At 65.8% G+C, this 20,568-nt stretch carries 20 protein-coding genes; 12 read left to right on the top strand and 8 right to left on the bottom strand.

The genetic code is table 11. The features are described 5' to 3' along the window. Positions 1 to 6 precede the first annotated feature (6 nt). Together VFB18_RS14185 and lpxK are read left to right on the top strand one after the other, a co-directional pair. Positions 7 to 2,013 (top strand): glycosyltransferase N-terminal domain-containing protein, encoded by a 2,007-nt coding sequence (locus VFB18_RS14185; RefSeq protein WP_324976648.1) that lies wholly within the window; start codon positions 7 to 9, stop codon positions 2,011 to 2,013. Further along, positions 2,003 to 3,040 (top strand): tetraacyldisaccharide 4'-kinase, encoded by a 1,038-nt coding sequence (lpxK, locus tag VFB18_RS14180; RefSeq protein ID WP_324976644.1) that lies wholly within the window; start codon positions 2,003 to 2,005, stop codon positions 3,038 to 3,040. Before VFB18_RS14185 ends, lpxK begins: the two co-directional genes overlap by 11 nt. A 3-nt stretch (positions 3,041 to 3,043) precedes the next feature. Here lpxK and VFB18_RS14175 read toward each other — a convergent pair whose 3' ends face one another. Together VFB18_RS14175 and xseA are read right to left on the bottom strand one after the other, a co-directional pair. Continuing rightward, positions 3,044 to 3,280, bottom strand: a complete 237-nt coding sequence (locus VFB18_RS14175; protein WP_324976641.1) for a DUF2093 domain-containing protein — start codon at positions 3,278 to 3,280, stop codon at positions 3,044 to 3,046. Between the two features lie 126 nt (positions 3,281 to 3,406). Continuing rightward, positions 3,407 to 4,840 carry an exodeoxyribonuclease VII large subunit gene (xseA, locus tag VFB18_RS14170; RefSeq protein ID WP_324976639.1) on the bottom strand — a complete coding sequence of 478 codons (1,434 nt, stop codon included), beginning with the start codon at positions 4,838 to 4,840 and terminating at the stop codon, positions 3,407 to 3,409. A 65-nt stretch (positions 4,841 to 4,905) separates the two neighbouring features. Between xseA and purD the strand changes: the two genes are divergently transcribed. From purD to VFB18_RS14135, 7 genes are all read left to right on the top strand, one after another. Continuing rightward, entirely contained in the window at positions 4,906 to 6,177 is a 1,272-nt protein-coding gene (gene purD / locus VFB18_RS14165; protein ID WP_324976636.1) for a phosphoribosylamine--glycine ligase, read from the top strand. Positions 6,178 to 6,254: 77 nt separating this feature from the next. Next, positions 6,255 to 7,133: a phosphoribulokinase gene (locus VFB18_RS14160; protein WP_324976633.1), complete on the top strand. Its 879-nt coding sequence runs from the start codon at positions 6,255 to 6,257 to the stop codon at positions 7,131 to 7,133. A 16-nt stretch (positions 7,134 to 7,149) separates the two neighbouring features. Then, a complete protein-coding gene (locus VFB18_RS14155) occupies positions 7,150 to 7,938 on the top strand; it encodes an alpha/beta hydrolase (RefSeq protein ID WP_324976630.1) in 789 nt (262 codons plus the stop codon). Between the two features lie 153 nt (positions 7,939 to 8,091). Continuing rightward, positions 8,092 to 8,391 carry a hypothetical protein gene (locus VFB18_RS14150; RefSeq protein ID WP_324976628.1) on the top strand — a complete coding sequence of 100 codons (300 nt, stop codon included), beginning with the start codon at positions 8,092 to 8,094 and terminating at the stop codon, positions 8,389 to 8,391. A gap of 130 nt (positions 8,392 to 8,521) precedes the next feature. Next, positions 8,522 to 9,586: a hypothetical protein gene (locus VFB18_RS14145; RefSeq protein ID WP_324976625.1), complete on the top strand. Its 1,065-nt coding sequence runs from the start codon at positions 8,522 to 8,524 to the stop codon at positions 9,584 to 9,586. A gap of 25 nt (positions 9,587 to 9,611) precedes the next feature. Continuing rightward, on the top strand, positions 9,612 to 10,982 hold the full coding sequence (locus VFB18_RS14140) for an MBOAT family O-acyltransferase (protein WP_324976622.1): 1,371 nt from the start codon (positions 9,612 to 9,614) through the stop codon (positions 10,980 to 10,982). A 184-nt stretch (positions 10,983 to 11,166) separates the two neighbouring features. Beyond that, positions 11,167 to 11,388, top strand: a complete 222-nt coding sequence (locus tag VFB18_RS14135) for a hypothetical protein (RefSeq protein WP_324976619.1) — start codon at positions 11,167 to 11,169, stop codon at positions 11,386 to 11,388. An 11-nt stretch (positions 11,389 to 11,399) separates the two neighbouring features. Here the strand turns inward: VFB18_RS14135 and VFB18_RS14130 are convergent, their stop codons facing one another. After that, on the bottom strand, positions 11,400 to 11,831 hold the full coding sequence (locus VFB18_RS14130; RefSeq protein ID WP_324976616.1) for a nucleoside deaminase: 432 nt from the start codon (positions 11,829 to 11,831) through the stop codon (positions 11,400 to 11,402). 49 nt (positions 11,832 to 11,880) lie between these two features. Here VFB18_RS14130 and VFB18_RS14125 point away from each other — a divergent pair, with 49 nt between their 5' ends. The 3 genes from VFB18_RS14125 to VFB18_RS14115 all read left to right on the top strand — a co-directional run bounded on the left by VFB18_RS14125 (position 11,881) and on the right by VFB18_RS14115 (position 13,946). Then, the gene (locus tag VFB18_RS14125; RefSeq protein ID WP_324976613.1) at positions 11,881 to 12,777 is read left to right on the top strand and encodes a pseudouridine synthase; all 897 of its coding nucleotides are present in this window, start codon (positions 11,881 to 11,883) and stop codon (positions 12,775 to 12,777) included. A 4-nt stretch (positions 12,778 to 12,781) separates the two neighbouring features. Further along, complete coding sequence (gene rsmD / locus VFB18_RS14120) at positions 12,782 to 13,354, top strand: 16S rRNA (guanine(966)-N(2))-methyltransferase RsmD (RefSeq protein ID WP_324976611.1); 573 nt, start codon at positions 12,782 to 12,784, stop codon at positions 13,352 to 13,354. Positions 13,355 to 13,424: 70 nt separating this feature from the next. Continuing rightward, positions 13,425 to 13,946 (top strand): hypothetical protein, encoded by a 522-nt coding sequence (locus VFB18_RS14115; protein WP_324976608.1) that lies wholly within the window; start codon positions 13,425 to 13,427, stop codon positions 13,944 to 13,946. A gap of 114 nt (positions 13,947 to 14,060) precedes the next feature. On the opposite strand, the gene mutL is transcribed toward VFB18_RS14115, so the two are convergent. The 5 genes from mutL to VFB18_RS14090 form a co-directional block, all read right to left on the bottom strand. Then, positions 14,061 to 15,872: a DNA mismatch repair endonuclease MutL gene (gene mutL, locus VFB18_RS14110; protein ID WP_324976605.1), complete on the bottom strand. Its 1,812-nt coding sequence runs from the start codon at positions 15,870 to 15,872 to the stop codon at positions 14,061 to 14,063. Further along, complete coding sequence (locus VFB18_RS14105; RefSeq protein WP_324976602.1) at positions 15,847 to 17,205, bottom strand: glucose-6-phosphate isomerase; 1,359 nt, start codon at positions 17,203 to 17,205, stop codon at positions 15,847 to 15,849. The genes mutL and VFB18_RS14105 overlap by 26 nt, the downstream gene beginning before the upstream one ends. Before the next feature lie 70 nt (positions 17,206 to 17,275). Next, on the bottom strand, positions 17,276 to 18,625 hold the full coding sequence (locus VFB18_RS14100) for a pitrilysin family protein (RefSeq protein ID WP_324976599.1): 1,350 nt from the start codon (positions 18,623 to 18,625) through the stop codon (positions 17,276 to 17,278). A 2-nt stretch (positions 18,626 to 18,627) separates the two neighbouring features. Then, positions 18,628 to 20,052, bottom strand: coding sequence for a pitrilysin family protein (locus VFB18_RS14095; RefSeq protein WP_324976596.1), 1,425 nt, complete (start codon positions 20,050 to 20,052; stop codon positions 18,628 to 18,630). Between the two features lie 164 nt (positions 20,053 to 20,216). Next, positions 20,217 to 20,568: hypothetical protein (locus VFB18_RS14090; protein ID WP_324976594.1), on the bottom strand; the 352-nt coding region annotated here is incomplete at its 5' end.

Genomic DNA, 20,568 nt, shown 5'->3' with positions numbered 1-20,568 from the left:
AGCTTGATGTTGAAACGGCTGCTAGCATCGAAGCCCGCCGCGGCCATAGGCAGCGCGCTGCTCGCCGCCTACATCCGCCTCGTCTATGCGACGAGCACGATCAAGCGCGATCCGCCCGACCCCGACGCCAAGCTGTTCGACCAGCATCCGCAGATACTCGCCATGTGGCACGGCCAGTTTCTTCTGCTGCCGAAGCTGAAGCCGAAGCGCCCGGCCGACGTACGGGCCATGGTGTCCCGCCACGCCGACGCCGAGATCATCGGGGCCGTGCTCGAGCGCTTCGGCATGAGCCTGATCAGGGGAGCGGGCGCCGGCAAGCGGAAGCGGAACCGCGGCGGCGCCACGGCGATGCGCGAATCCTTACGTGCGCTCGCCTCTGGCGCGACGGTGGCGATGACCGCGGACGTGCCCCCGGGCCCTGCGCGCAAGGCGGGCACGGGCATCGCCACGCTCGCCGCGATGTCGGGACGCCCGGTGGTGCCTTTCGCCATTGCCACGCGGAGGTTCATCGCACTTCCCACCTGGAGCGCGTTCACCATCAACCTACCCTTCTCTACGCTTGCCATCGTGATCGGCGACCCGGTCAAGGTGAAGAGCGAGGATCCTGAGGCGATCGATGCCGGGCGTCAGGCGGTCGAAGAGGCCCTCAACGAGGTGACGGCGCGCGCCTACCGGCTCGCGCACGCCCGCGACCCCCTGAACCGGGAGGACGCGGCGAAGCCCGGGTTCACGCTCAAGGCTTATCGCGCCTTCACCAGGCTTGCCGTTCCACTTGCCCCGCTCATCCTCGATTGGCGCACACGGCGCGGCAAGGAAGAGATCGAGCGCAGGCCCGAACGATATGGCCTTGCGACAGCGCCGCGGCCGGCGGGCTTTCTCGCTTGGTTCCACGCGGCGAGCGTGGGCGAGGCCAACTCAGCCCTGCCGGTGATCGAAAGCATCGCCGCCGAGCACCCCGAGGTCAGAATCCTGCTCACGACCGGAACCGTAACCTCGGCGCGGCTTGCCCGCGCAAGGCTGCCAAAGGGGGCGCGCCACCAATATGTGCCGCTCGACAACCAGGGCTTCGTGCAGCGATTCCTCGAGCACTGGCGCCCGGACCTCGCCGTGCTGGTCGAATCGGAGATCTGGCCCAACCTCGTGCTGGAAACCAAAGCGCGCGGTATTCCCCTCCTCCTCATCAACGGACGCATGTCGACCTCCTCATTCCGGCGCTGGCGCCGTCGCCCGGGCATGAGCCGGCCGATCTTCTCGGCCTTCGATCTCGTGCTTGCCCAGAACGATACCCTCGCCGAGCGCTTCGCCCAGCTCGGCGCTTCCCGTGCGCTCGACGCGGGCAACCTCAAGGCCGATGCTCCCCCTCCGCCGACCGACCTTCCGGGCAGGAGGCGGCTTGCCGCTGCGCTTTCCGGCCGCACGGTGTTCCTCGCCGCGAGTACGCATCATGGCGAGGAGGACATGGTTGCGGCCGCGCATCTCAAGATGAAAGCCAAGGAGGAAAGCCTGCTCACCATTATCGTGCCGCGTCATCCCGAGCGGGGGCCGCAGATCGCCGAGACGCTCGAGGCCGCCAACTTCAAGGTTGCGCTCCGATCGGAAGGCAAGCTGCCCGAAGCCTCGACCGACATCTATGTCGCCGACACGATCGGCGAGCTTGGCCTATTCTATGCGCTCGCCCCAGTCGCCTTGGTCGGCGGCTCACTCGTGCCGCGCGGAGGCCAGAACCCGGTCGAGCCGATCAAGCTCGGAGCAGCGGTGCTCACCGGGCCGAACTGGCGGAATTTCCGCGACTCCTATACCGAGCTCCTGCGCGCCGGCGGCTGCAAGGAAGTGGCGGGCGCCGATAGTCTTGCCGAGGAAGCGCTTGCTCTCCTTGCCGACGCCGACGCGCGGCGGCTGATGGCCTCGCGCGCGGCTTCCGTGATCGCCACCATGAGCGGGGCGCTGCCGCGCACGCTTGCCGCGCTTGAACCCTATCTCCCGCCCAAGACGACGCTGCAACATGCCTCTTGAGGCACCCTCATTCTGGTACCGGCAACGGGGCGCGCTGTCGGCGGCGCTTGCGCCTCTCGGCTCGCTCTACGGCAAACTAGCCGAAGCCAAGTTCGCCCGCTCAACGCCCTATCGCTCGCGCCTTCCGGTAATCTGCATCGGCAATTTTACCGCAGGCGGCGGCGGCAAGACGCCGACCGCGATCGCCGTCGCCTCTTGCCTCGCAAACCTGGGCGCCAAGCCTTGCTTTCTCACCCGCGGCTATGGCGGCAGGAGCAAGGGCCCCCTGCTCGTCGCTTCGGGCGCAAACGCGGCAGAGGTGGGCGATGAGGCGCTCCTCCTTGCCGAGGTGGCGCCGACCATGATCTCAGCCGACCGCGCCCGAGGCGCCGAGGCGATCGAGGCAACCGGCGCGACTGCCATCGTCATGGATGACGGCTTTCAGAATCCGGGGCTCGCCAAGGATCTGTCCCTGATCGTCGTCGATGCGAGCCTCGGCATCGGCAACGGGCTCGTCATGCCGGCGGGGCCTTTGCGCGCCCCGCTCTCGCCCCAGATCGACCGTGCCGACGCACTTATCGTCGTCGGCACGGGCGGCAACGCCGTTTCGCTCGAACAGAATTTCGCGAGCCGCGGCAAGCCCGTGCTCAGGGCGCGCGTCGTGGCGCGCCAGGACAAGCGCTGGCTCGGCGTTCTCCCCGTCATCGCCTTCGCCGGGATCGCAGCGCCCGAGAAGTTCTACGCCACGCTATCGTCGAACGGCGCCCGCGTCCTCGCCAAGCGCTCCTTCGGCGACCATCACCGCTACACGCGCCGCGAGGCCAAGGCTCTGCTCAAGGAGGCGGAGGAAAAGAAGGCGATGCTGGTCACCACCGAGAAGGACTTCGTGCGCATCCCCGACGAGGAGGGCACGCCGCTCGGGGAGCTCAAGTTCCGTTGCCGTCCCTTCCCGGTCGCCATCGAGTTCGAGGACGAGGCGGCGCTGAAAGCGCTGCTCGCCGGCGCTCTCGCCTCGCGGGGTGGGATGGGCAGATCGCCGCACGGCTGAGGCTTACTTCACGACAGCAGGCCGGGGGTGAGTCTCGCGGTAGCGTTTCAGCGAGGTGGGGGCGTCGACATAGGCCTCCTGCAACTCGACGCTCCAATAGCGGAGCTCGTCGAGCGGAATGGAGCGTCCTGTCACGGCGCAGCGCACGAACTCGCCCGGCGAGAGCACCTGGACCTCGCCGTCGAGATATCTGAGCTTGGCCTCGCCCTTGAAGCCGAGGTTGCGTTCGAAGCGGTTCATCAAAGCGAAGCGGCTCGATTCGTGTTGTTGGTTATTGTCACAATATAGTCAGCAAATGCGGCGCGCCAGTGTTCTCGACAAAGCGCCCCTTCGATGCGGGTTCGCGAGCGACTATCAGCGACAGAGTTAAAGCAGAGTTCCCTGCTTGTCGCTATGGCCGCTACGCGGCTTCTTGCGCGCGGCCTCTTTGCGCGGACTGGCATCGGCATGAGCGCCCACATGACCGTCGGCGAACTCGATGTCGAGCGCAGCTCCGGGCTTCACCTCGGACGCGCGCCGTACCATGGAGCCTTCGGCATCGCGTACGAGAGCAAAGCCGCGCGCGAGGACGTTGTGATAGCCCAGCGTCTCGAGCAGCTTCGCGTCTCCGTCGAGCTTTCGTCCCGCGCGGTCGAGCATGGCGCGGATCGCCATCCGCTTGGCGCGGTCGGCGCGGATCAGCCGGTCGCGCGCGGCAGAAGCGGCGCGCGCCACGATGTGCGGTCTCAACCGCGTCGCGGCGCGCTCGAGTTGCGTGCGATGGACGCGGGCATTGGCGAGAAGCGCACGCTTGAGCCGCCCGCTTGCGTTGTCGAAGCGCTGGCGGGGAAGATCGAGGATGTTCCCTTTGCGCGGCAGGCCGCGCGTGGCGGCGAGGAAGCGTCCGCGCCTGGCTTCGAGCGCGCGGCGCAAGGTGCTCGCGGCGCGCAAGCCATAGCCGGTTACCGTGATCAGAAGCTCGGTGCGCACCGGAACGGCGCGCTCGGCGGCAGCGGTCGGAGTCGGGGCGCGCCAGTCGGCAACGTAGTCGATGATGGTCCAGTCGGTCTCGTGCCCGACAGCCGAAATAAGCGGGATCACAGAACTGGCCGCGGCGCGAGCCACGATCTCCTCGTTGAAGCCCCACAAATCCTCGAGGCTTCCGCCGCCGCGCGCCACGATGATGAGATCGGGCCGCGGTATGACAGCGCCAGGCGAAAGCCCGTTGAAGCCGGTGATGGCGGCGGCGACTTCGACGGCGCAGGTCTCGCCTTGCACGCGCACCGGCCACACCAGAACGTGGCACGGGCAGCGATCCTTAAGCCGATGCAGGATGTCGCGTATCACGGCGCCCGTCGGCGACGTCACCACGCCGATGATGCGCGGCAGGAAGGGCAGATTCTTCTTGCGCGATTCGTGGAACAAACCCTCGGCGGCGAGCATCTTCTTGCGCTGCTCGAGCAGAGCCATGAGGGCGCCGATGCCGGCCGGCTCGAGATCGTCGATGACGATCTGGTACTTGGAGCGGTCCGGATAGGTGGTGACGCGACCCTTGACTACGACCTCAAGGCCGGCTTCGGGCTTGAACTTGAGACGCCGGAAGGTGGTGCTCCAGATCACAGCCTCGATACATGCGTTCTCGTCCTTGAGCGTGAAATAGCAATGGCCGGAGGAGTGGGGACCCTTGTAGCCGGAGATCTCGCCGCGCAGCCTGATCAGGCCATAGGCATCCTCGATCGTTCGCCTCAGAGCGAAGGCGAGCTCAGAGACGGTATATTCGACGAGATTAGTCTGCGTTGCGGCTTGCGTCCGGTCGGCCATTGGTGTCCTCGTGAGGTCATGCAATACAGGGCGAATATGCGGGCGACAAGCGGAGCCAGGGCGCCATGAACGTGTTGCTGATCGGAGGCGGCGGCCGGGAGCATGCGCTCGCCTGGAAGCTCAGGCAAAGCCCGTTGCTTGAAAGGCTCTATTGCGCCCCCGGCAATGCTGGCATCGCCGAGGCCGCCGAATGCGTCGCGCTCAATGCCGACAATCACGGCGAAGTCGCCCTTTTCTGCAAGGACAAGGACATCGGCCTCGTGGTGATCGGACCCGAGGCGCCGCTCGTCGGAGGGCTTACCGACGATCTCGAAGCCGCCGGCATCAAAGTATTCGGCCCGTCGCGCGCCGCGGCCGCGCTCGAAGGCTCCAAGGGCTTCACCAAGGATTTGTGCGCCGCCTACGGCATCCCGACCGCGGTCTATCACCGCTTCGCCGAGGCCGGCCCCGCCAAGGCTTACGCGCGCGGCCAAGCCTTGCCCATCGTGATCAAGGCCGACGGGCTCGCCGCCGGCAAGGGCGTCACCATCGCCACGACGCTAGAGGAGGCTGAGGCGGCGATCGATGCCTGCTTCTCAGGCGCCTTCGGTGCAGCCGGCGCGCGCGTCGTGATCGAAGAGTTCCTCGACGGCGAGGAGGCGAGCTTCTTCGCCCTCGTCGATGGCGTCACCGCGCTCCCGCTTGCAACCGCGCAGGACCACAAGCGCGCCTTCGACGGCGACAAGGGCCCGAACACGGGCGGCATGGGGGCCTACTCTCCCGCGCCGGTGATGACGCCAGAGCTCTGCGCGCGGGTGATGGATGAGATCGTGTGGCCCACGGTTGCCGCCATGGCCGAGCGCGAAACGCCGTTCAAGGGCGTGCTCTATGCCGGCCTGATGATCAAGGACGGGGCGCCCAAGCTCATCGAATACAACGTGCGCTTCGGCGATCCGGAGGCGCAGGTGCTGATGATGCGGCTCAAGTCGGACCTGCTCCCCGCCCTCGTCGCGGTGGCAGACGGCAAGCTCGGCCGCCTCGCGCTCGATTGGTATGACGACGCCGCACTCTGCATCGTAATGGCGGCGCAGGGTTATCCCGGCGCCTACGCGAAGGGCACCGAGATCAAGGGGCTGGACAAAGCCTCCGCCGATCCCGCCGTGCAGGTCTTCCACGCCGGCACCAAGCGCGACGGCGCGCACGTCTTGGCAGACGGCGGGCGCGTGCTCGGCGTCACCGCCCGCGGCAAAGATATCCGCGAGGCGCAAAGCCGCGCCTACGCCGCCGCGAACAAGATCGACTGGCCGGGCGGCTTCTTCCGCCGCGACATCGGCTGGCGCGCCGTGGCGCGGGGATAGACTGCTGCTCTCTTTCATAGAAGGGCGCTACTGGTGCCGCTGTGCCCTTCCCCTCTAATATGACGGCGGGAGGGGACATGTCGGCAAAGCATCCGGTCGTTGCCATCACCGGCTCGTCGGGCGCTGGCACGAGCACGGTCACGACCACGTTCCAGCAGATCTTCCGGCGCGAGGGCGTGAACGCCGCGATCGTCTATGGCGACGCGTTCCACCGCTACGACCGCGAAGAGATGCACGAAAAGATGGCCGAGGCCCACGCCAAGGGCATCGCGAATTTCAGCCATTTCGGCCCCGAGGCCAATCTCTTCGAGGAGCTCGAGACCCTGTTCCGCGTCTACAGCGAGAGCGGCGCCGGCAGAGTGCGCAAATATCTGCACGACGAGGAGGAGGCCGTTCTTTATCGGCAGACGGTCGGCACCTTCACGCCATGGGAAGACCTCCCGGCCGGGACCGATCTTCTGTTCTACGAGGGACTGCACGGCGCGGTCGTGACCGAGACGGTCGATGTCGCGAGGCACGCCGATCTCCTGATCGGCGTCGTGCCGGTCATCAATCTCGAATGGATCCAGAAGCTCCACCGCGACAGATCGGTGCGAGGCTACAGCCAGGAGGCGATCGTCGACACGATCCTCCGCCGCATGCCCGACTACATCAATTACATCTGCCCGCAATTCTCGCAGACGCATGTGAACTTCCAGCGCGTGCCGACCGTCGATACGTCAAATCCGTTCATCGCGCGCGACGTGCCGAGCGCGGACGAGAGCATGCTCATCATCCGCTTCCGAAATCCGCGCGGCATCGATTTTCCTTACCTCCTGACGATGCTGCCCTCCTCGTTCATGTCGCGGCCGAACACCATCGTCTGTCCGGGCGCAAAGATGCCGCTTGCCATGCAATTGATCTTCACGCCGATGGTCTGGCAGTTGATGGAGCGCAAGCGGCGCGCGGGCGCATGAGGACCGAGAGAGGCGCATGGCGACGCTGAAGCGGGACGGGGTGTCGCTCTTCTATGAAGAAGCAATGGGCGCGAAGCGGCCGCTCCTGTTCGTGCACGGCTGGTGCTGCGACCACAGCTTCTTCGCGCCTCAATTTGCGCATTTCGCGCAGCAAGGCCATCGCGTGGTCGCTGTCGATCTGCGCGGACACGGGGCAAGCGAGAAGCCGCGGCAAGACTACACGATGCAGCTGTTCGCCGACGACCTCGCGTTCGTCGTCCGCGAGCTCGGATTGGAAGAACCGGTCGTCATCGGCCATAGCATGGGCGGTGTGGTCGCCTTCGCCTTCGCGGCGAGACATGCCGAGCTTCCCTCGGCCATCGTCACGATCGATGCCGGGCTTACGCCGCCGCAGACGGTCGGTTCTGCGCTCGCCAAGTTCATCGACGGTTTGCGCGGACCGGGCTACCGCAAGGTGATCGGCGACTATGCCGACGCGGTGCTGTTCCTGCCCACCGACGACGCCGAACGGCGCGCACGCATCCTTTCCATCATGACGCGGGCGCCGCAGCACGTCATGATCTCCGCGCTGCAGGGCGGCCACGCCTATGATGCCGATGAGGCCAAGGGACGCCTCATCGCGCCCATGCTGTACATCGCCGCCGACGAATGGCCGCCGCGCGCCGATATAGCGCGGCTGCGCGCCCTCGTGCCGCGTTTCTATTTCGGCCAGGTGGTGGGCTCGGGTCATTTCTGCCAGCTTGAGGTGCCCGAGCAGGTCAACGCCATGATCGACCGCTTCCTCGTGCTCACGGAGAGTGTCTGAGATCTCGATGGCGCACGGGGACACATTCATGGCGGAATTGCATGATCGATAAGGTCGACCCCGCGCGCCATTGCTTTGTGAGCTTGTCACAGCGCCGTGGGAGTGAAAGAGTCAGAATCGGAAGCTGAAAACCAAACGGCGCGGGGACAGGCGATGATCACGAAACTGGCGGGACGGCTCGCGGCGGCGGGCGCAATCGTGCTTGGCCTTGCGATGTTCTACGCGACCGAACCAGTCGGCGCTGAGCCGATCTTCAAGCGCGGGCGGCCGCCGATCTATCCCTATTTCTATTCGCCGCCTCGACGCCCTGGGGGCTACGGCTTCTATTTCGGCTTCGTGCCCTACGCCAAGGGGGACTACGAGACCCAGGCGCTGCAACGGCAGTTTCCGGAGACGAATTACCCGCCGAGCATGCGTTATTGGACGCCGAAGGACGGCTCGCCTATTCCCTAGACCGTTTCGTTATTCTTGCGAGTTTCCGCGATTTTGCGCTCTTTTTGGCGCGGCCGCGGCGACGCTATTGCCTTCGATCCGCTGCTATGCGAACCCTAACCGGGGGTTCCAAAACAGGCGGACGCTCGGCATGTTGGGGTGGCGGCGTTTCGTATGGGTCGGAGTGGGCGGATCGGCGGCGATTCTCGTCCTGCTCGCCCTCTTCATCCTGGCGATGAACCCGTACGGCAACCTGCCCCGCATCCTTTTCGCCGAGCACGCCATCACCGACATCAACCAGCGCTTCCAGTTTCCCGCGCTGATCCGTTCAGGCGCGTACGATTCGGCCGTCATCGGCGCTTCCGACTCGCGCCTGCTTCGCCCGGCCGAACTCGAGCGCGTGTTCGGCGGACGCTTCGTCAACCTAGCCATCAATGCCGGGCAGGCTTACGAGCAGTACCGGCTCGCCGATCTCTTCATGCGCGAGGTCGCCCATCCGCGCACCCTCCTGATCGGATTGGACCATGTCTGGTGCGACGACGACGCCGACACGGTGCGAACCACGTTCCGCGGCTTTCCCGATTGGATGTACGACGACAATTCGTGGAATGACTTCGGCTACATGCTGAATGCCAGCGCCATCGAGATCAGCGGGCGGCGCTTGGGTGTGGCGCTCGGCATCAACGAGGCCCGCTTTCCGGCAGGCTACGAAGTGTTCACGCCGCCCGAGACTGCCTACGATCCGGTGAAAGTCAGGCATAAACTATGGAAGGACGAGGAGCCGCACGCGATCGTGGCCGCCGTGCCCGCCTACGTGCCGACGAGCACGGAGCGATCGCGCTGGCGGTTTCCCGCGCTCGCCTGGCTCGATGAGATCACGCGGCGGTTCGAGGGCCGCGTGGTGCTCGCGTTCATGCCGGTGCATGTCGCGAGCCAGCCATTGCCCGGATCCGTGGAAGCGGCGAGGCTCGACGAGTGCAAGGCGCGCATCGTTGCCGTCGCCAAGGGCAAGTCAGCGCCTGTGATCGACTTCGACATTGCGTCCGAGATTACAACCGACGACGCCAACTACTGGGACCCGCTCCATTACCGGGTCGGGATCGCCGAGCGCATCGTCGCCGACATCGAGCGGGCGCTTGCCACCCGTCAGGACGACCCGGCCGGAGACTGGCGCTATTTGGACGGCCCGCGGGCGGTTGCGGTCTCGAGCGATTGATTGCCGCCCAGACGCGTAAATCGACATGCTCTTTCACAGTCAGGCGTTCGTCCTCCTCTTCATGCCGGTCGCCGTCGGCATATTCTATGCGCTGGCGCAGCGGGAGAGCCTGCGCAACTGGTGGCTGATCGCCGCCTCGCTCGTGTTCTACGGCTGGTGGGACGTCCGCTTCGTCCCGCTGCTCGTCTCACAGATTCTCGTCACCTGGCTCCTGGTCGAGCTTTCCATCACGCTCAGCACACGCTGGCCGCTCGTGCTCGCCATCGTGGCCAATCTTTCCGTGCTAGGCCTGTTCAAATATCTCGACTTCGGCGCGACCATCCTTGCCCAGGTGACGGGCCTCGAATTCGCCAAGGCCTCGCTCGTGCTGCCGATCGGCATCAGCTTCTACACCTTCGAGCTCGTTTCCTATCTCGCCGACCGGTTACGAAGCGATGCGCCGCGCTACCGACTGCGCGACTTCGCTCTCTTCGTCGTGCTCTTTCCGCATCTCATCGCCGGGCCGATCATGCGGCACAACGAGATCATTCCGCAGTTCGCCTGCGACCCTCTGCGCACCGGCGTGTACGAGCGGATCGGGCGCGGCTTGATCCTATTCTTCATCGGCTTCGTGGAGAAATTCTTCATCGCCGATCGGCTTGCCGGCATCGTCGATCCTGTGTTCAAGCGGGCCACCACCGAGGTGCCGACGCTTGCCGATTCCCTGACCGGCGCGCTCGGCTTCTCCTTGCAGATCCTGTTCGACTTCGTCGCCTATTCGAACATGGCGATGGGCATCGGGCTTACGCTCGGGCTGATGCTGCCTCTCAATTTCAATACGCCTTACCGCGCATTGAACCTGCGCGATTTCTGGCGGCGCTGGCACATCACACTGTCGCGCTGGCTGCGCGACTACGTCTACATCCCGCTCGGGGGAAGCCGGGAGGGCGTGGCGACCTATATCTGGGCGACGCTCGTCACCATGGGCCTATGCGGGCTCTGGCACGGGGCGGGATGGACCTTCGTGCTGTGGGGCGTTGCCCACGGCATCGGCCTCCTCGTTTGCCGCTTCTGGCAGAGCTACGGCGTTCCCCTCCCCTCGCTCGTCTCATGGGCCGTCACCATGGCCTTCGTAGTCCTGCTGTTCGTGCTGTTCCGGGCGGCGGATCTTGCAGCAGCGGAGCGTATGCTCGTCGGCCTTGCCGGCGAGGGCGGACTTGGAACCTGGTCGTGGTCGGCGGTGGTGCCGATCGCGATCGCAGGCTCGCTCGCGATGATCAAGGTGCCGAGCGCGGAGCTTGCCATGTGGATCCGCCCGACCTGGCCGGTGGCGATCGGCTTCGTCGCCGTCGCCGTGCTCTGCATTCTCGAGGTCGGCGAGGGCCAGCCCCTGAGCTTCATCTATTTCCAGTTCTAGCGACGATGGCTGGCGGCCAGAACCCACGACTTTTTGCCCAAATTTTAATAAAGTGCGGATCAATACCCCGAGAGATTGATAGGTCGATTGAAGCAATACTCTATTTCTTCGCGCAAATACTTTTGCTATCCATGAATTATTAGCAGGCTACCGAGTAAGGCAGACCTCCTTTGAGGAGGCTGTCATGCGAACAATGCTGTTGGCAATGTGTGTTCTTGCGCTGTCGACCGAGTTGAGCCTCGCCCGCCAGAGCGCCGGCGCGCAGTGGGAGCAGGCGCTGCTCACGGCCAAGCGGAACGGCACCCTGCCGGGCCCAAGGCCAGGCCAAGTGTGCCTGTGGTCGAAGCCGCTTGGCGCCTGCCTCTGGTACACCCCTTCCAAGTGGAACTTGATGCTGACCGACTAGATTTCGCTCGTCTAGCGGCGCGCGGCGAAGAAAGTCTTGAGCAGGGCGGACGCGCGCGCTTCGCCCAAGCCGCCGATCACCTCAGGCGCGTGGTGGCAGGTCGGCTGCGCGAAGAAGCGCGGCCCGTGCTCGACGGCGCCTCCTTTCGCATCGGAAGCGCCGAAATAGAGCCGGCGGATGCGGGCGAAGGAGATGGCTGCGGCGCACATGGCGCAGGGCTCGAGCGTGACGTAGAGGTCGCAATCGGTCAGCCGCTCGCTGCCAAACCGTGCGCATGCGGCGCGAATGGCGAGCAGCTCGGCATGGGCGGTCGGGTCGCGGAGTTCTATAGTGCGGTTGCCGGCGCTGGCCAGCACTTCGCCCGAGGCGCCGATGACGACGGCGCCGATCGGCACCTCGCCCCGCGCCGCGGCGGTTTCGGCCTCTTTCAAGGCGAGGTCCATGGGATGCGCGGCCTTGCCTGTTCGGGCGGCATCTGCAAGCTTCTCGTCCATGGGCGGCAAGGTGGGCGTGAAGCGAGTGTCGGGTCAAGGGCCGCATAAGCCCAGGCCTGAGCGGCCGCAGAAGCCCAAATCTGACCATTCGGAACCGAATCCGGTTGTCGCCAGGTCGGCCGAGCCGATGCGCATCGCCAAGGCGATCGCGCATGCCGGGCTCTGCTCGCGCCGCGATGCCGAGCGGATGATCGAGGCTGGCCGCGTCGCGGTGAACGGCAAGGTGCTCAGTTCGCCCGCCTTTGTCGTAAGCGGTAAGGACAAGATCACGGTCGACGGCAAGCCGTTGCCCGAAGCGCAAGCGCCGCGTCTCTTCCGCTATCACAAGCCGCGCGGGCTGGTGACAAGCCACAAGGACCCGCAAGGTCGCAAGACCGTGTTCGAGGCCCTGCCCGAGGGCATGCCCCGCGTCGTCTCGGTCGGGCGGCTCGACATCAACACCGAAGGACTGTTGCTGCTCACGACCGACGGCGAGCTGGCGCGGCACCTCGAACTTCCGAGCACGGGCTGGCTCAGGCGTTACCGCGTGCGCGCCCACGGCCGCGTGAGCGAAGAGGCTCTCGACAAGCTTCGCGAGGGGGTGAGCATCGACGGCATCCACTACGGGCCGGTCGAGGCGCGCATCGACCGCGAGCAGGGCGCAAATCTCTGGCTCATGCTCGGGCTCCGCGAAGGCAAGAACCGCGAGGTCAAGCGAATCGCCGAGCATCTCGGCCTCACCGTGAACCGGCTCATCCGCGTTTCGTTCGGGCCGTTCGTGCTCGGCGACCTCGCAGAAGGGGCGGTCGCGGAGGTCAGGCCGAAGATCCTTGCCGATCAGCTCGGGCGGAAGCTTGCCGTCGATCTTGGCCTTGCTCAGGCCATCAAGGAACGCCGCAAGGCGCGCCGCGGCTAGGCCGATGCGGATCGTCGCCGGGAAGTTCAAGGGCGCCGCGCTTCAGGCTCCGAAAGGGCTCGCCACGCGCCCGACTTCCGACCGCGTGCGACAGGCGCTGTTCAACGTGATCGAGCACGGGCCGGCGCAGTTCGAATTCGAGGGCGCGCGGGTGCTCGATCTCTTCGCCGGGACCGGCGCGCTCGCGCTTGAGGCGCTGTCGCGCGGGGCACGCTACGCCATCCTGATCGAGGATGACGCCGCGGCTCGGGCCGCCATCCGCCGCAATATCGAGGCGCTGTCCCTGACCGGGGTGACCAAGATCTGGCGGCGGGACGCAACCAGGCTCGGCGAGGCGGGCACGCTCCAGCCCTTCAACCTCATCTTCTGCGACCCCCCTTATGGTAAAGGCCTGGGGGAACGAGCGCTCGCGTCCGCCGTTGCAGGAGGTTGGGTGGGCAAGGACGCAATCGCGGTCCTCGAGGAGCGCGCCGGAACCAAGATCGCCTGGCCCGCGCCGTTCGAGGAAATCGACCGGCGCCGCTACGGCGACACCATCGTCGCTCTCGCCCGGTCCGGGGATAACACGCAAGCGTGATGGCGCAACGTACCCTCTCTCGATCGGTTGTGCTTTAATGCTGGAAATTGCGGCCTCGCGGGGGAGTGCCATGACCATCAGAGCCATGCTCCTGGGGCCACTGCTCATGGCGGCGGCCGTGACCCCGTTGTCGGCGGATACCTCGTTCGTGTCGGGCGTCTGGAAGGGGGAGGCCAACTACGATTCGGACGGAAACTTCCGCGACTGCACCATGACGGCGCAGTCTGACGACGGCATCCTGCTCGGTTTCGTCATCAGCAAGGATTACGATTGGGGTCTCGTGCTCGCCGACGAACGGCGCCAGTTCGAGGTCGGAGAAACGCACGGCGTCATCCTCCTCGTCGATGCGCGCGATCCGATTCCCGCTCTCGCCAAAGTGGTCGATCCCCACGGCATCCTCATCCCGCTCGACAATTCAAGTCCCGTGATCGAGGCAATGCGCGAGGGGCGCGTGCTGACCATCCAGACCGACGGCATGCAAGTCAGCTTCAAGCTCACCGGCACGCGCGACGCGATCGCCGAACTTGCGGCCTGCGTGACGGAGAACAAGTCGACCGAAAAGGTCGAGCTTCCCTCGGCTCCGAGAGTCTGAGCGACCTAGAGCAAGACTTCGCCCAATCGCCTCGTCATGCCCGGCCTTCAGCCGGGCATCCAGGGACAACAGGCTCTGGCGAGCGGCCCGTGGCTTGAGCGGATTTGGTTCGCTCTAGCGGCGGGAGAACAGTTTCTCGATGTCGGCGAGCTTGAGCTCGACATAGGTCGGGCGGCCGTGATTGCACTGGCCGGTGAAGGGCGTCCTCTCCATGTCGCGCAGGAGCGCGTTCATCTCTTCGGGGCTGAGCCTCCGCCCGGCTCGCACGCTTCCGTGGCAAGCCATGGTCGAAAGCACGCGATCGAGGCGACCGGCGATGAGCCGGCTCCCTTGCTCGCCTTCCGTCTCGGCAAGTTCGTCGGCGAGATCCTTGAGCAAGGACTTGACGGCGAAGGTGCCGAGGAGCGACGGCACTTCGCGCACCGCCACGGCGCTCGCGCCGAACGGCTCGACGACGAGACCCAGGCGCTCAAGCTCGCCCGATGCGGCGCAGAGATTGGCGGCGGCCTCGGCGTCGAGCTCGACCACTTCGGGAATGAGCAGCATCTGACGGGAGATGCCGCCGTTGGCGAAGGCGCGCTTCAAGCGCTCGTAGACAAGCCGCTCGTGCGCCGCGTGCTGATCGACGATGACGAGGGCATCCTCGGTCTCGGCGATGATGAACGTGTCGCGCAGCTGCGCGCGTGCAGCCCCAAGCGGGTGCGCCGTGTCTTGCTCATGGTCAGCCTGCATGCCGCGCGTGTCGCCGCTCGGCTCGGCGAGCGGTGAGAGCGGAGCTTGCGCGGGCTCGGCGAAACCCACGGCGCGGCGTTCGCGCGTGTAGGCGACGTGGTAACGGCCGGCATTCTGTGCTTCAGGCGCGCGGCCGAGGTCGGGCCGCGTCATGCGCTCGAGCGCCGCCTGAGAGAGGGTGGCCGTGGCGCGGTGACCGGCCTTGGCTAACGCATCGCGGAGCGCCCCGATCAGAAGCGAACGCACGCCGTTCGGATCGCGGAACCTGAGCTCGGTCTTGGCCGGGTGGACGTTCACGTCCACCTCCTCGGGGGGCAGCGTGAGGAACAGAGCGAGCATGGGATAGCGGCCTTGCGGCAGGAGGTCGCCATAGGCCGCGCGCACCGTGCCGGCGAGGAGCTTGTCGCGCACAGGGCGCCCGTTCACCACGAGGTAAAGCTGCGCGGCGTTGGGGCGATGCAACGTCGGAAGTCCGGCGAAACCTTCGAGGTTCACCTCCCCGCGCGCACCCTCAACGGCGAGCGCGTCGGCGACGAAATCCTCGCCGAGAATGCGGCCGAGCCGCGTGAGTCCATGATCGATGAGGCCGGGCGGGCATGGCTCGAGTCTGAGCGTGGTGCGCTCGCCATTGGCGAGGCTGAAGGCGATCTCGGGTTTCGCCAGCGCAAGCCGCTTCACCATGTCGGCGATGGCCGCGCTTTCGGCGCGTTCCGACTTCATGAACTTCAGCCGCGCCGGCGTGGCGTAGAAGAGATCGCGCACCTCGACGCGCGTGCCCGCGCCAAGCGCGGCAGGCTTCAGCGGCGCTTTCCGTCCGCCGTCGACGGCGATCTCGTAGGCCTCATGCGCGCCGCGGGCGCGGCTCTGGATGGAGAGCCTGGCCACCGCGCCGATCGACGGCAGCGCCTCGCCGCGAAAGCCGAGCGTGAGGATGCGGGAAAGATCGTCGTCCGCGAGCTTGGAGGTGGCGTGGCGCTCGACCGAAAGCACAAGGTCCGCTTTGTCCATGCCGGAACCGTCGTCGGTGACGCGGATCACGCCGAGACCGCCCCCGGTGGCGACGATGTCGATGCGCGAAGCGCCGGCGTCGATCGCGTTCTCGACCAGCTCCTTGACCACGCTCGCGGGCCGCTCGACGACCTCACCGGCCGCGATGCGGTTGACGAGATTAGGCGGGAGCTCGCGTATCGCCATGACGTGCCTCGGCGCCGGCGAGATACCGGCGGGTCAGCACTTTACCCGATTCTACCGCCGGCTGGTCGAACGGGTCGACACCGAGCAGGTGGGCGGCGAGGATCGTTTCCAGCATGAAATGCATCATGAGCGCGCCGAGCGAGCGCTCGTCCAGGACTTCCAGATCGATGGTCCGCACCGGCCGCCCGGCTCCGATCAGGGCCTCGGGGATGGCGCGCTGCTGCGCGGCGACCAGGTCTCCCGCCGCCTGGCCCGCGAGATATTCCGCGTGGGCGAGCTTGGCGAGGTCCGGAGCGACGCGCGGCCCCCGGCCAACACAATCTTCGCGGATCACAGTGATGAAGTGCTGTGGCGCGCCATCGAGATAAAGCTGCAGCTGGCTGTGCTGATCGACCGGCCCAAGCGCCGCGACCGGGGTGGTCCCCTCCCCGTGTTTGCCCAGGCTTTCGGCCCAGAGCTGCACATACCAGGCGGCAAAACGCGACAGGCGGTCGCTGTACGGCAGCATGACGTTCGCGCGCACGCCGCGCTCCCCGGCAAGACCGATAGCGACGGCAGCGCCGACTGCCGGCGCGAAGTCGCAAGCGCTCCTGGTGTTCAGCAGCGCATCAATGATGCTCTGTGCCCCTTCCCTCAGCGCCACCACGTCGAGGCCACGGGCGAGAGCCGGAAGGAGACCCACGTTGGTGAGTCCCGAAAAGCGGCCGCCGATATTGGGATCGTGGTCGAGCACGGGGATGGAGAAATGCTGGCAGAGCGCGCGCAAGCCGTTGGGCTTCCCTTTCACGGCCGGCTCGGTGACGGCGAGAAACAGCTCTGGGATGCGCGTCTCGAGACCGGCCTTGCGCCCGGCATCGAGAGCGGCGGCGATCTGCACCAAAGTCTCGGGCGTGCCGCCCGATTTCGAGATGACGACGAAGCGTGCCGTCTTGAGGTCAAGGCCGGCGAGCGCAAGATCGAGCGTGCGGGCATCGAGATTGTCGTAGAAGCGCGTGCGCGGGCGCTCTTCGCTGCCGTGCTTGTCGTCCCCGGGGATGCCCCAGCCGCCGAGCTGCGCCAGCGTCTGCCCGCCGAGGCTCGACCCGCCGGTGCCGAAGAAAACGAGCGTGCGGGCGCCGTGCGTCAGCTTCTTCAGGCTCGTGCGCGCGGCTTCGATGTCGTCCCGCCACTTCGGGACGCGCAACAGCGGGAGTGTTCCCTTCGCGTGAGCTTCGCGGAGCGCGACGAGACGCGCCTCAAGCTTGTCGAGGTTTTTGTCAAGCGAGCCTTGCGGAAGCCCGAGGCTGCCGACGGTGGAGTCGAGACAGCCTTCCACGGATTGTTTTAACGGCATCGATCGATAATTCTCCGCGCTCCGCGACGACCACTGGATATCCGCCTAGCGGAAATGACAATGTTCGTCCTTAACCGGGGGTTCCCACAGGCGCGACGGCCACCGGCTTGCCTACGATGGTGGTGATGAGACGGTCGGCCTCGATCAGGCGCTTGGCCACGCGCTTGATGTCGTCGAGCGTGACGGCCTCGACCAACTGGTTGCGCCGGTTCACATAGTCGATGCCGAGATCCTCGATCTGAATGGCGAGGAGCTGGTTCGCGATCGAGGACGACGATTCGAATCTGAGAGCGTAGGCGCCGGTGAGATAGCTCTTGGCGTTGGCGAGCTCTTCTGCGGTCGGGCCCTGCTCGGCGAGGCGTTTCAGCTCGCCCTCGATCACTTCGAGCGACTGGCCGACCGCCTCGTTTTTGGTCGCCACGCTGCCCACGAACACGGCGCCGTGCTGGTAGGGATAGAGGTTGGAATAGACCGAATAGGCCAGACCGCGCTTCTCGCGAACCTCCTCCATGAGCCGCGAGGCGAAGCCGCCGCCGCCGATGATGTAGTTGAGCACGTAAGCGGCGATGAAATCGCTGTCCTTGCGCGGGATGCCGCGATGGCCGAACTGCGCCACCGATTGCGGCACGTCCATCTCGATGATCTCCTGCGTCGGCCCGAGCGGCGGGGCGGCGTCGGCGACCGGAGTGAGGTCGGCCTTGGCGGGAAGCGCCCCGAACATGTGGTCGAGCGCCTTGCCGAGCTGCGCGGGGTTGATGTCTCCGACCACCGAGATCAGGAGCTTGTCGCGGGCGAAAACGCGTCTGACATAGGACTTGAGATCATCGCGCGTAATCGAGGCAACCGATCGCGGCGTGCCCTTGATCGGACGGCCGTAAGGGTGACCCTGGAAAGCGAGCCGGTCCCAGGCGAGCGAGGCGACGGTCTCGGGATCATGCTCGTCGAATTTGAGGCCGGCCAGGATCTGGGCCCGCACGCGAGCGATCGCATCCTCATCAAAGCGCGGTTCGGCGAGCGCGAGCCGCACCAGATCGAACACTTGGTCCTTGTTTTCGGTCAGCGTCTGGAGATTGCCGAGCATCACGTCGCGCGCGGCGTCGAATTCCATGCGCATAGCGAGCTCTTGCTGCTTCTCCTGGAAGGCGAGCGCGTCGAGCTCGCCGGCGCCTTCGTCCATCATCGCCGAGACGAAATAGCTGAGCCCCTCCTTGCCCGGATCGTCCTGGGTCGCGCCGCCGCGAAAGGCGAAGCGGATGGCGATCAGGGGATTGGCGTGGCTTTCGACGAGCCAAGCCTCGATGCCGCCGGGGCTCGTGACGCGCTCGATCTTCATATCGTTAGCCTGGGCTGCCGGGGCGGTGGCGAGAGGAACGAGAAGCGCGCAGAGCCAGACGAGTCCGAACGCCCCCCGCCGGACCATGGTTAGGACTTGCCTTTGACTGGCACATAGGCCGGCGTCTCACCCATGCTGCCCGTATATTCGGGCGCCGGCAGCAGATAGCCGGTGACGGAATTCTTGTCGACGAGATATTTCCGCGCGACCTCCCGCACGTCCTCGACGGTCACGCGCTTCAGGCGCTCGGGCCAATTCTCGACGTCCCGGATCGTCATGCCGGTCGCGAGCCGCCAGCCATAGTGGCGCGCCATGCGCGACTGGCTGTCCTGGGTGTAGACGAATTCGGCGAGATAAGAGGCTCGTGCACGGTCAAGTTCGGCTTGGCTGATTCCGTCTTCGCGCAAATCCTCGATCACGCTTTTGATCGCCTGGTCGAGATCGTCAGCCGAGACGCCCTCGGCGGCGATGGCGTAGAAGCCGAGCCGTCCCGAATCGAGGCCGGAATCGGAATACCAGCCGCCGGCGTTGGCGGCCTTCTTCTTTTCGACCACGAGCTTCTTGTAGATGCGGCTGACCGGACCCGAGGCTGCGGCGCGCATCAGAAGATCGAGCGCCTCGGCCTCGCCGGCGGGCGCCGAGGCGTAGCTCGGCGAGAGATAATATCTCTGTACCGTGGTGCGGCCGGCGCGCGGATCCTCGAGCGTGACCTTCACCGGGGCGAAATGCTCGGGCTCTTTTCGCCGCGCACGGCCGTTCACATTGGGGTTCGGCTTGATCTTGCCGTAGGTCTCCTCGGCGAGCTTCTTCACCTCATCGGGCTCGACATCGCCGGCCACGATGAGGATCGCATTGTTGGGCGCGTAGAAGCGTTTGTAGTAGGTCAGGGCGTCGTTGCGGTCGAGACCCTCGATCTCGTGCTCCCAGCCGATGATCGGGATGCCATAAGGATGGTTCCGGTAAAGCGCCGCCATCATCTGCTCCTGCAGGATGGCGCCCGGATCGTTGTCGACGCGCGAGCGGCGCTCCTCGAGGATGACGTTTCGCTCGGTGACAACGTCGTCCTCGGTCAGTCTGAGATTGGCCATGCGATCGGCCTCCATGGCCATCACCGTCGCGAGCCGGTCCTTGGCGACGCGCTGGAAATAGGCGGTGACGTCGTGATTGGTGAAGGCGTTGTCCTCGCCGCCGTTCCGCGCGACGATCTTGGAGAACTGGCCGCTCGGGATGGTGGCGGTGCCTTTGAACATCAGATGCTCGAGGAAGTGGGCGATGCCGGAGGAGCCGGGCGGCTCGTCGGCGGCGCCGACCTTGTACCAGATCATCTGGGTGACAACGGGGGCGCGATGATCGGGGATCACCACCACGTCGAGGCCGTTTGCCAGCTTGAAGGTCGTGGCGCGCTCCGAAGAGGGCTTTTCGGCCGCGACGGCAACCGCCATCGAGGCGAGGCTCGCGCACGCGAGCAAAAAGGGGAGCCGCGCATCGAACAGCGCGCCAAGCTGGTCAACCATCCACATCAGCATAGAGCGAGGCCTTGCGTGAGACATCGAGCAATACGGAGCAAGGATCGTGCCGCCGGTCCTCTCCGCGTCATGATCCACGAATTTCAGGCGTTGGCCCTGCGTTTTCAAGCCAATTCGGAAAGAATGCTCGCCCGCTCGGGCAGGCGAAGGCGTCAGTAATTCTTGGCATTCTCGCCGGAGGAGACACCCTTGTAGCTGTCGGGTGCGGCCGGGTGGAATGGATCGTCCTGTGGCGCAGGCAGGACGGCATCGGGCACCTGCGGCGCCTTGGGACCGGTCGAAGAAGCGATTGAGGTCTTGCCCTCGTCCTCCGGGCGCTTATCGGTGGGATCCGGCTCGGGCACGTCGTCGACCGGCTGCGCGTCAGTCTTCTTGCTCCACAGCTTGGCGAAAGCCTTGTCGAGAAGCGTCTCTTTGCCGGTGTAGGGATTGTAGGGCGCGTCGTGATCGGTCTCGGCCTCTTGCTGGGCCTTCTGCTTCTTCTTTTCGGCGACGACCTGCTTC

The sequence above is a fragment of the Methyloceanibacter sp. genome (genome assembly GCF_035650995.1).
In the GTDB taxonomy this organism is placed as follows: Bacteria; Pseudomonadota; Alphaproteobacteria; order Rhizobiales; family Methyloligellaceae; genus Methyloceanibacter.
Note: the sequence above shows the minus strand (reverse complement) of the source record. Positions and strands in the feature narration are given on the sequence as shown.

Coding starts and splice junctions, on each gene's coding strand:
- VFB18_RS14185 (WP_324976648.1), top strand. CDS start 7: ATGTTGAAACGGCTGCTAGCATCGAAGCCCGCCGCGGCCATAGGCAGC.
- lpxK (WP_324976644.1), top strand. CDS start 2,003: ATGCCTCTTGAGGCACCCTCATTCTGGTACCGGCAACGGGGCGCGCTG.
- VFB18_RS14175 (WP_324976641.1), bottom strand. CDS start 3,280: ATGAACCGCTTCGAACGCAACCTCGGCTTCAAGGGCGAGGCCAAGCTC.
- xseA (WP_324976639.1), bottom strand. CDS start 4,840: ATGGCCGACCGGACGCAAGCCGCAACGCAGACTAATCTCGTCGAATAT.
- purD (WP_324976636.1), top strand. CDS start 4,906: ATGAACGTGTTGCTGATCGGAGGCGGCGGCCGGGAGCATGCGCTCGCC.
- VFB18_RS14160 (WP_324976633.1), top strand. CDS start 6,255: ATGTCGGCAAAGCATCCGGTCGTTGCCATCACCGGCTCGTCGGGCGCT.
- VFB18_RS14155 (WP_324976630.1), top strand. CDS start 7,150: ATGGCGACGCTGAAGCGGGACGGGGTGTCGCTCTTCTATGAAGAAGCA.
- VFB18_RS14150 (WP_324976628.1), top strand. CDS start 8,092: ATGATCACGAAACTGGCGGGACGGCTCGCGGCGGCGGGCGCAATCGTG.
- VFB18_RS14145 (WP_324976625.1), top strand. CDS start 8,522: ATGTTGGGGTGGCGGCGTTTCGTATGGGTCGGAGTGGGCGGATCGGCG.
- VFB18_RS14140 (WP_324976622.1), top strand. CDS start 9,612: ATGCTCTTTCACAGTCAGGCGTTCGTCCTCCTCTTCATGCCGGTCGCC.
- VFB18_RS14135 (WP_324976619.1), top strand. CDS start 11,167: ATGCGAACAATGCTGTTGGCAATGTGTGTTCTTGCGCTGTCGACCGAG.
- VFB18_RS14130 (WP_324976616.1), bottom strand. CDS start 11,831: ATGGACCTCGCCTTGAAAGAGGCCGAAACCGCCGCGGCGCGGGGCGAG.
- VFB18_RS14125 (WP_324976613.1), top strand. CDS start 11,881: ATGGGCGGCAAGGTGGGCGTGAAGCGAGTGTCGGGTCAAGGGCCGCAT.
- rsmD (WP_324976611.1), top strand. CDS start 12,782: ATGCGGATCGTCGCCGGGAAGTTCAAGGGCGCCGCGCTTCAGGCTCCG.
- VFB18_RS14115 (WP_324976608.1), top strand. CDS start 13,425: ATGACCATCAGAGCCATGCTCCTGGGGCCACTGCTCATGGCGGCGGCC.
- mutL (WP_324976605.1), bottom strand. CDS start 15,872: ATGGCGATACGCGAGCTCCCGCCTAATCTCGTCAACCGCATCGCGGCC.
- VFB18_RS14105 (WP_324976602.1), bottom strand. CDS start 17,205: ATGCCGTTAAAACAATCCGTGGAAGGCTGTCTCGACTCCACCGTCGGC.
- VFB18_RS14100 (WP_324976599.1), bottom strand. CDS start 18,625: ATGGTCCGGCGGGGGGCGTTCGGACTCGTCTGGCTCTGCGCGCTTCTC.
- VFB18_RS14095 (WP_324976596.1), bottom strand. CDS start 20,052: ATGGTTGACCAGCTTGGCGCGCTGTTCGATGCGCGGCTCCCCTTTTTG.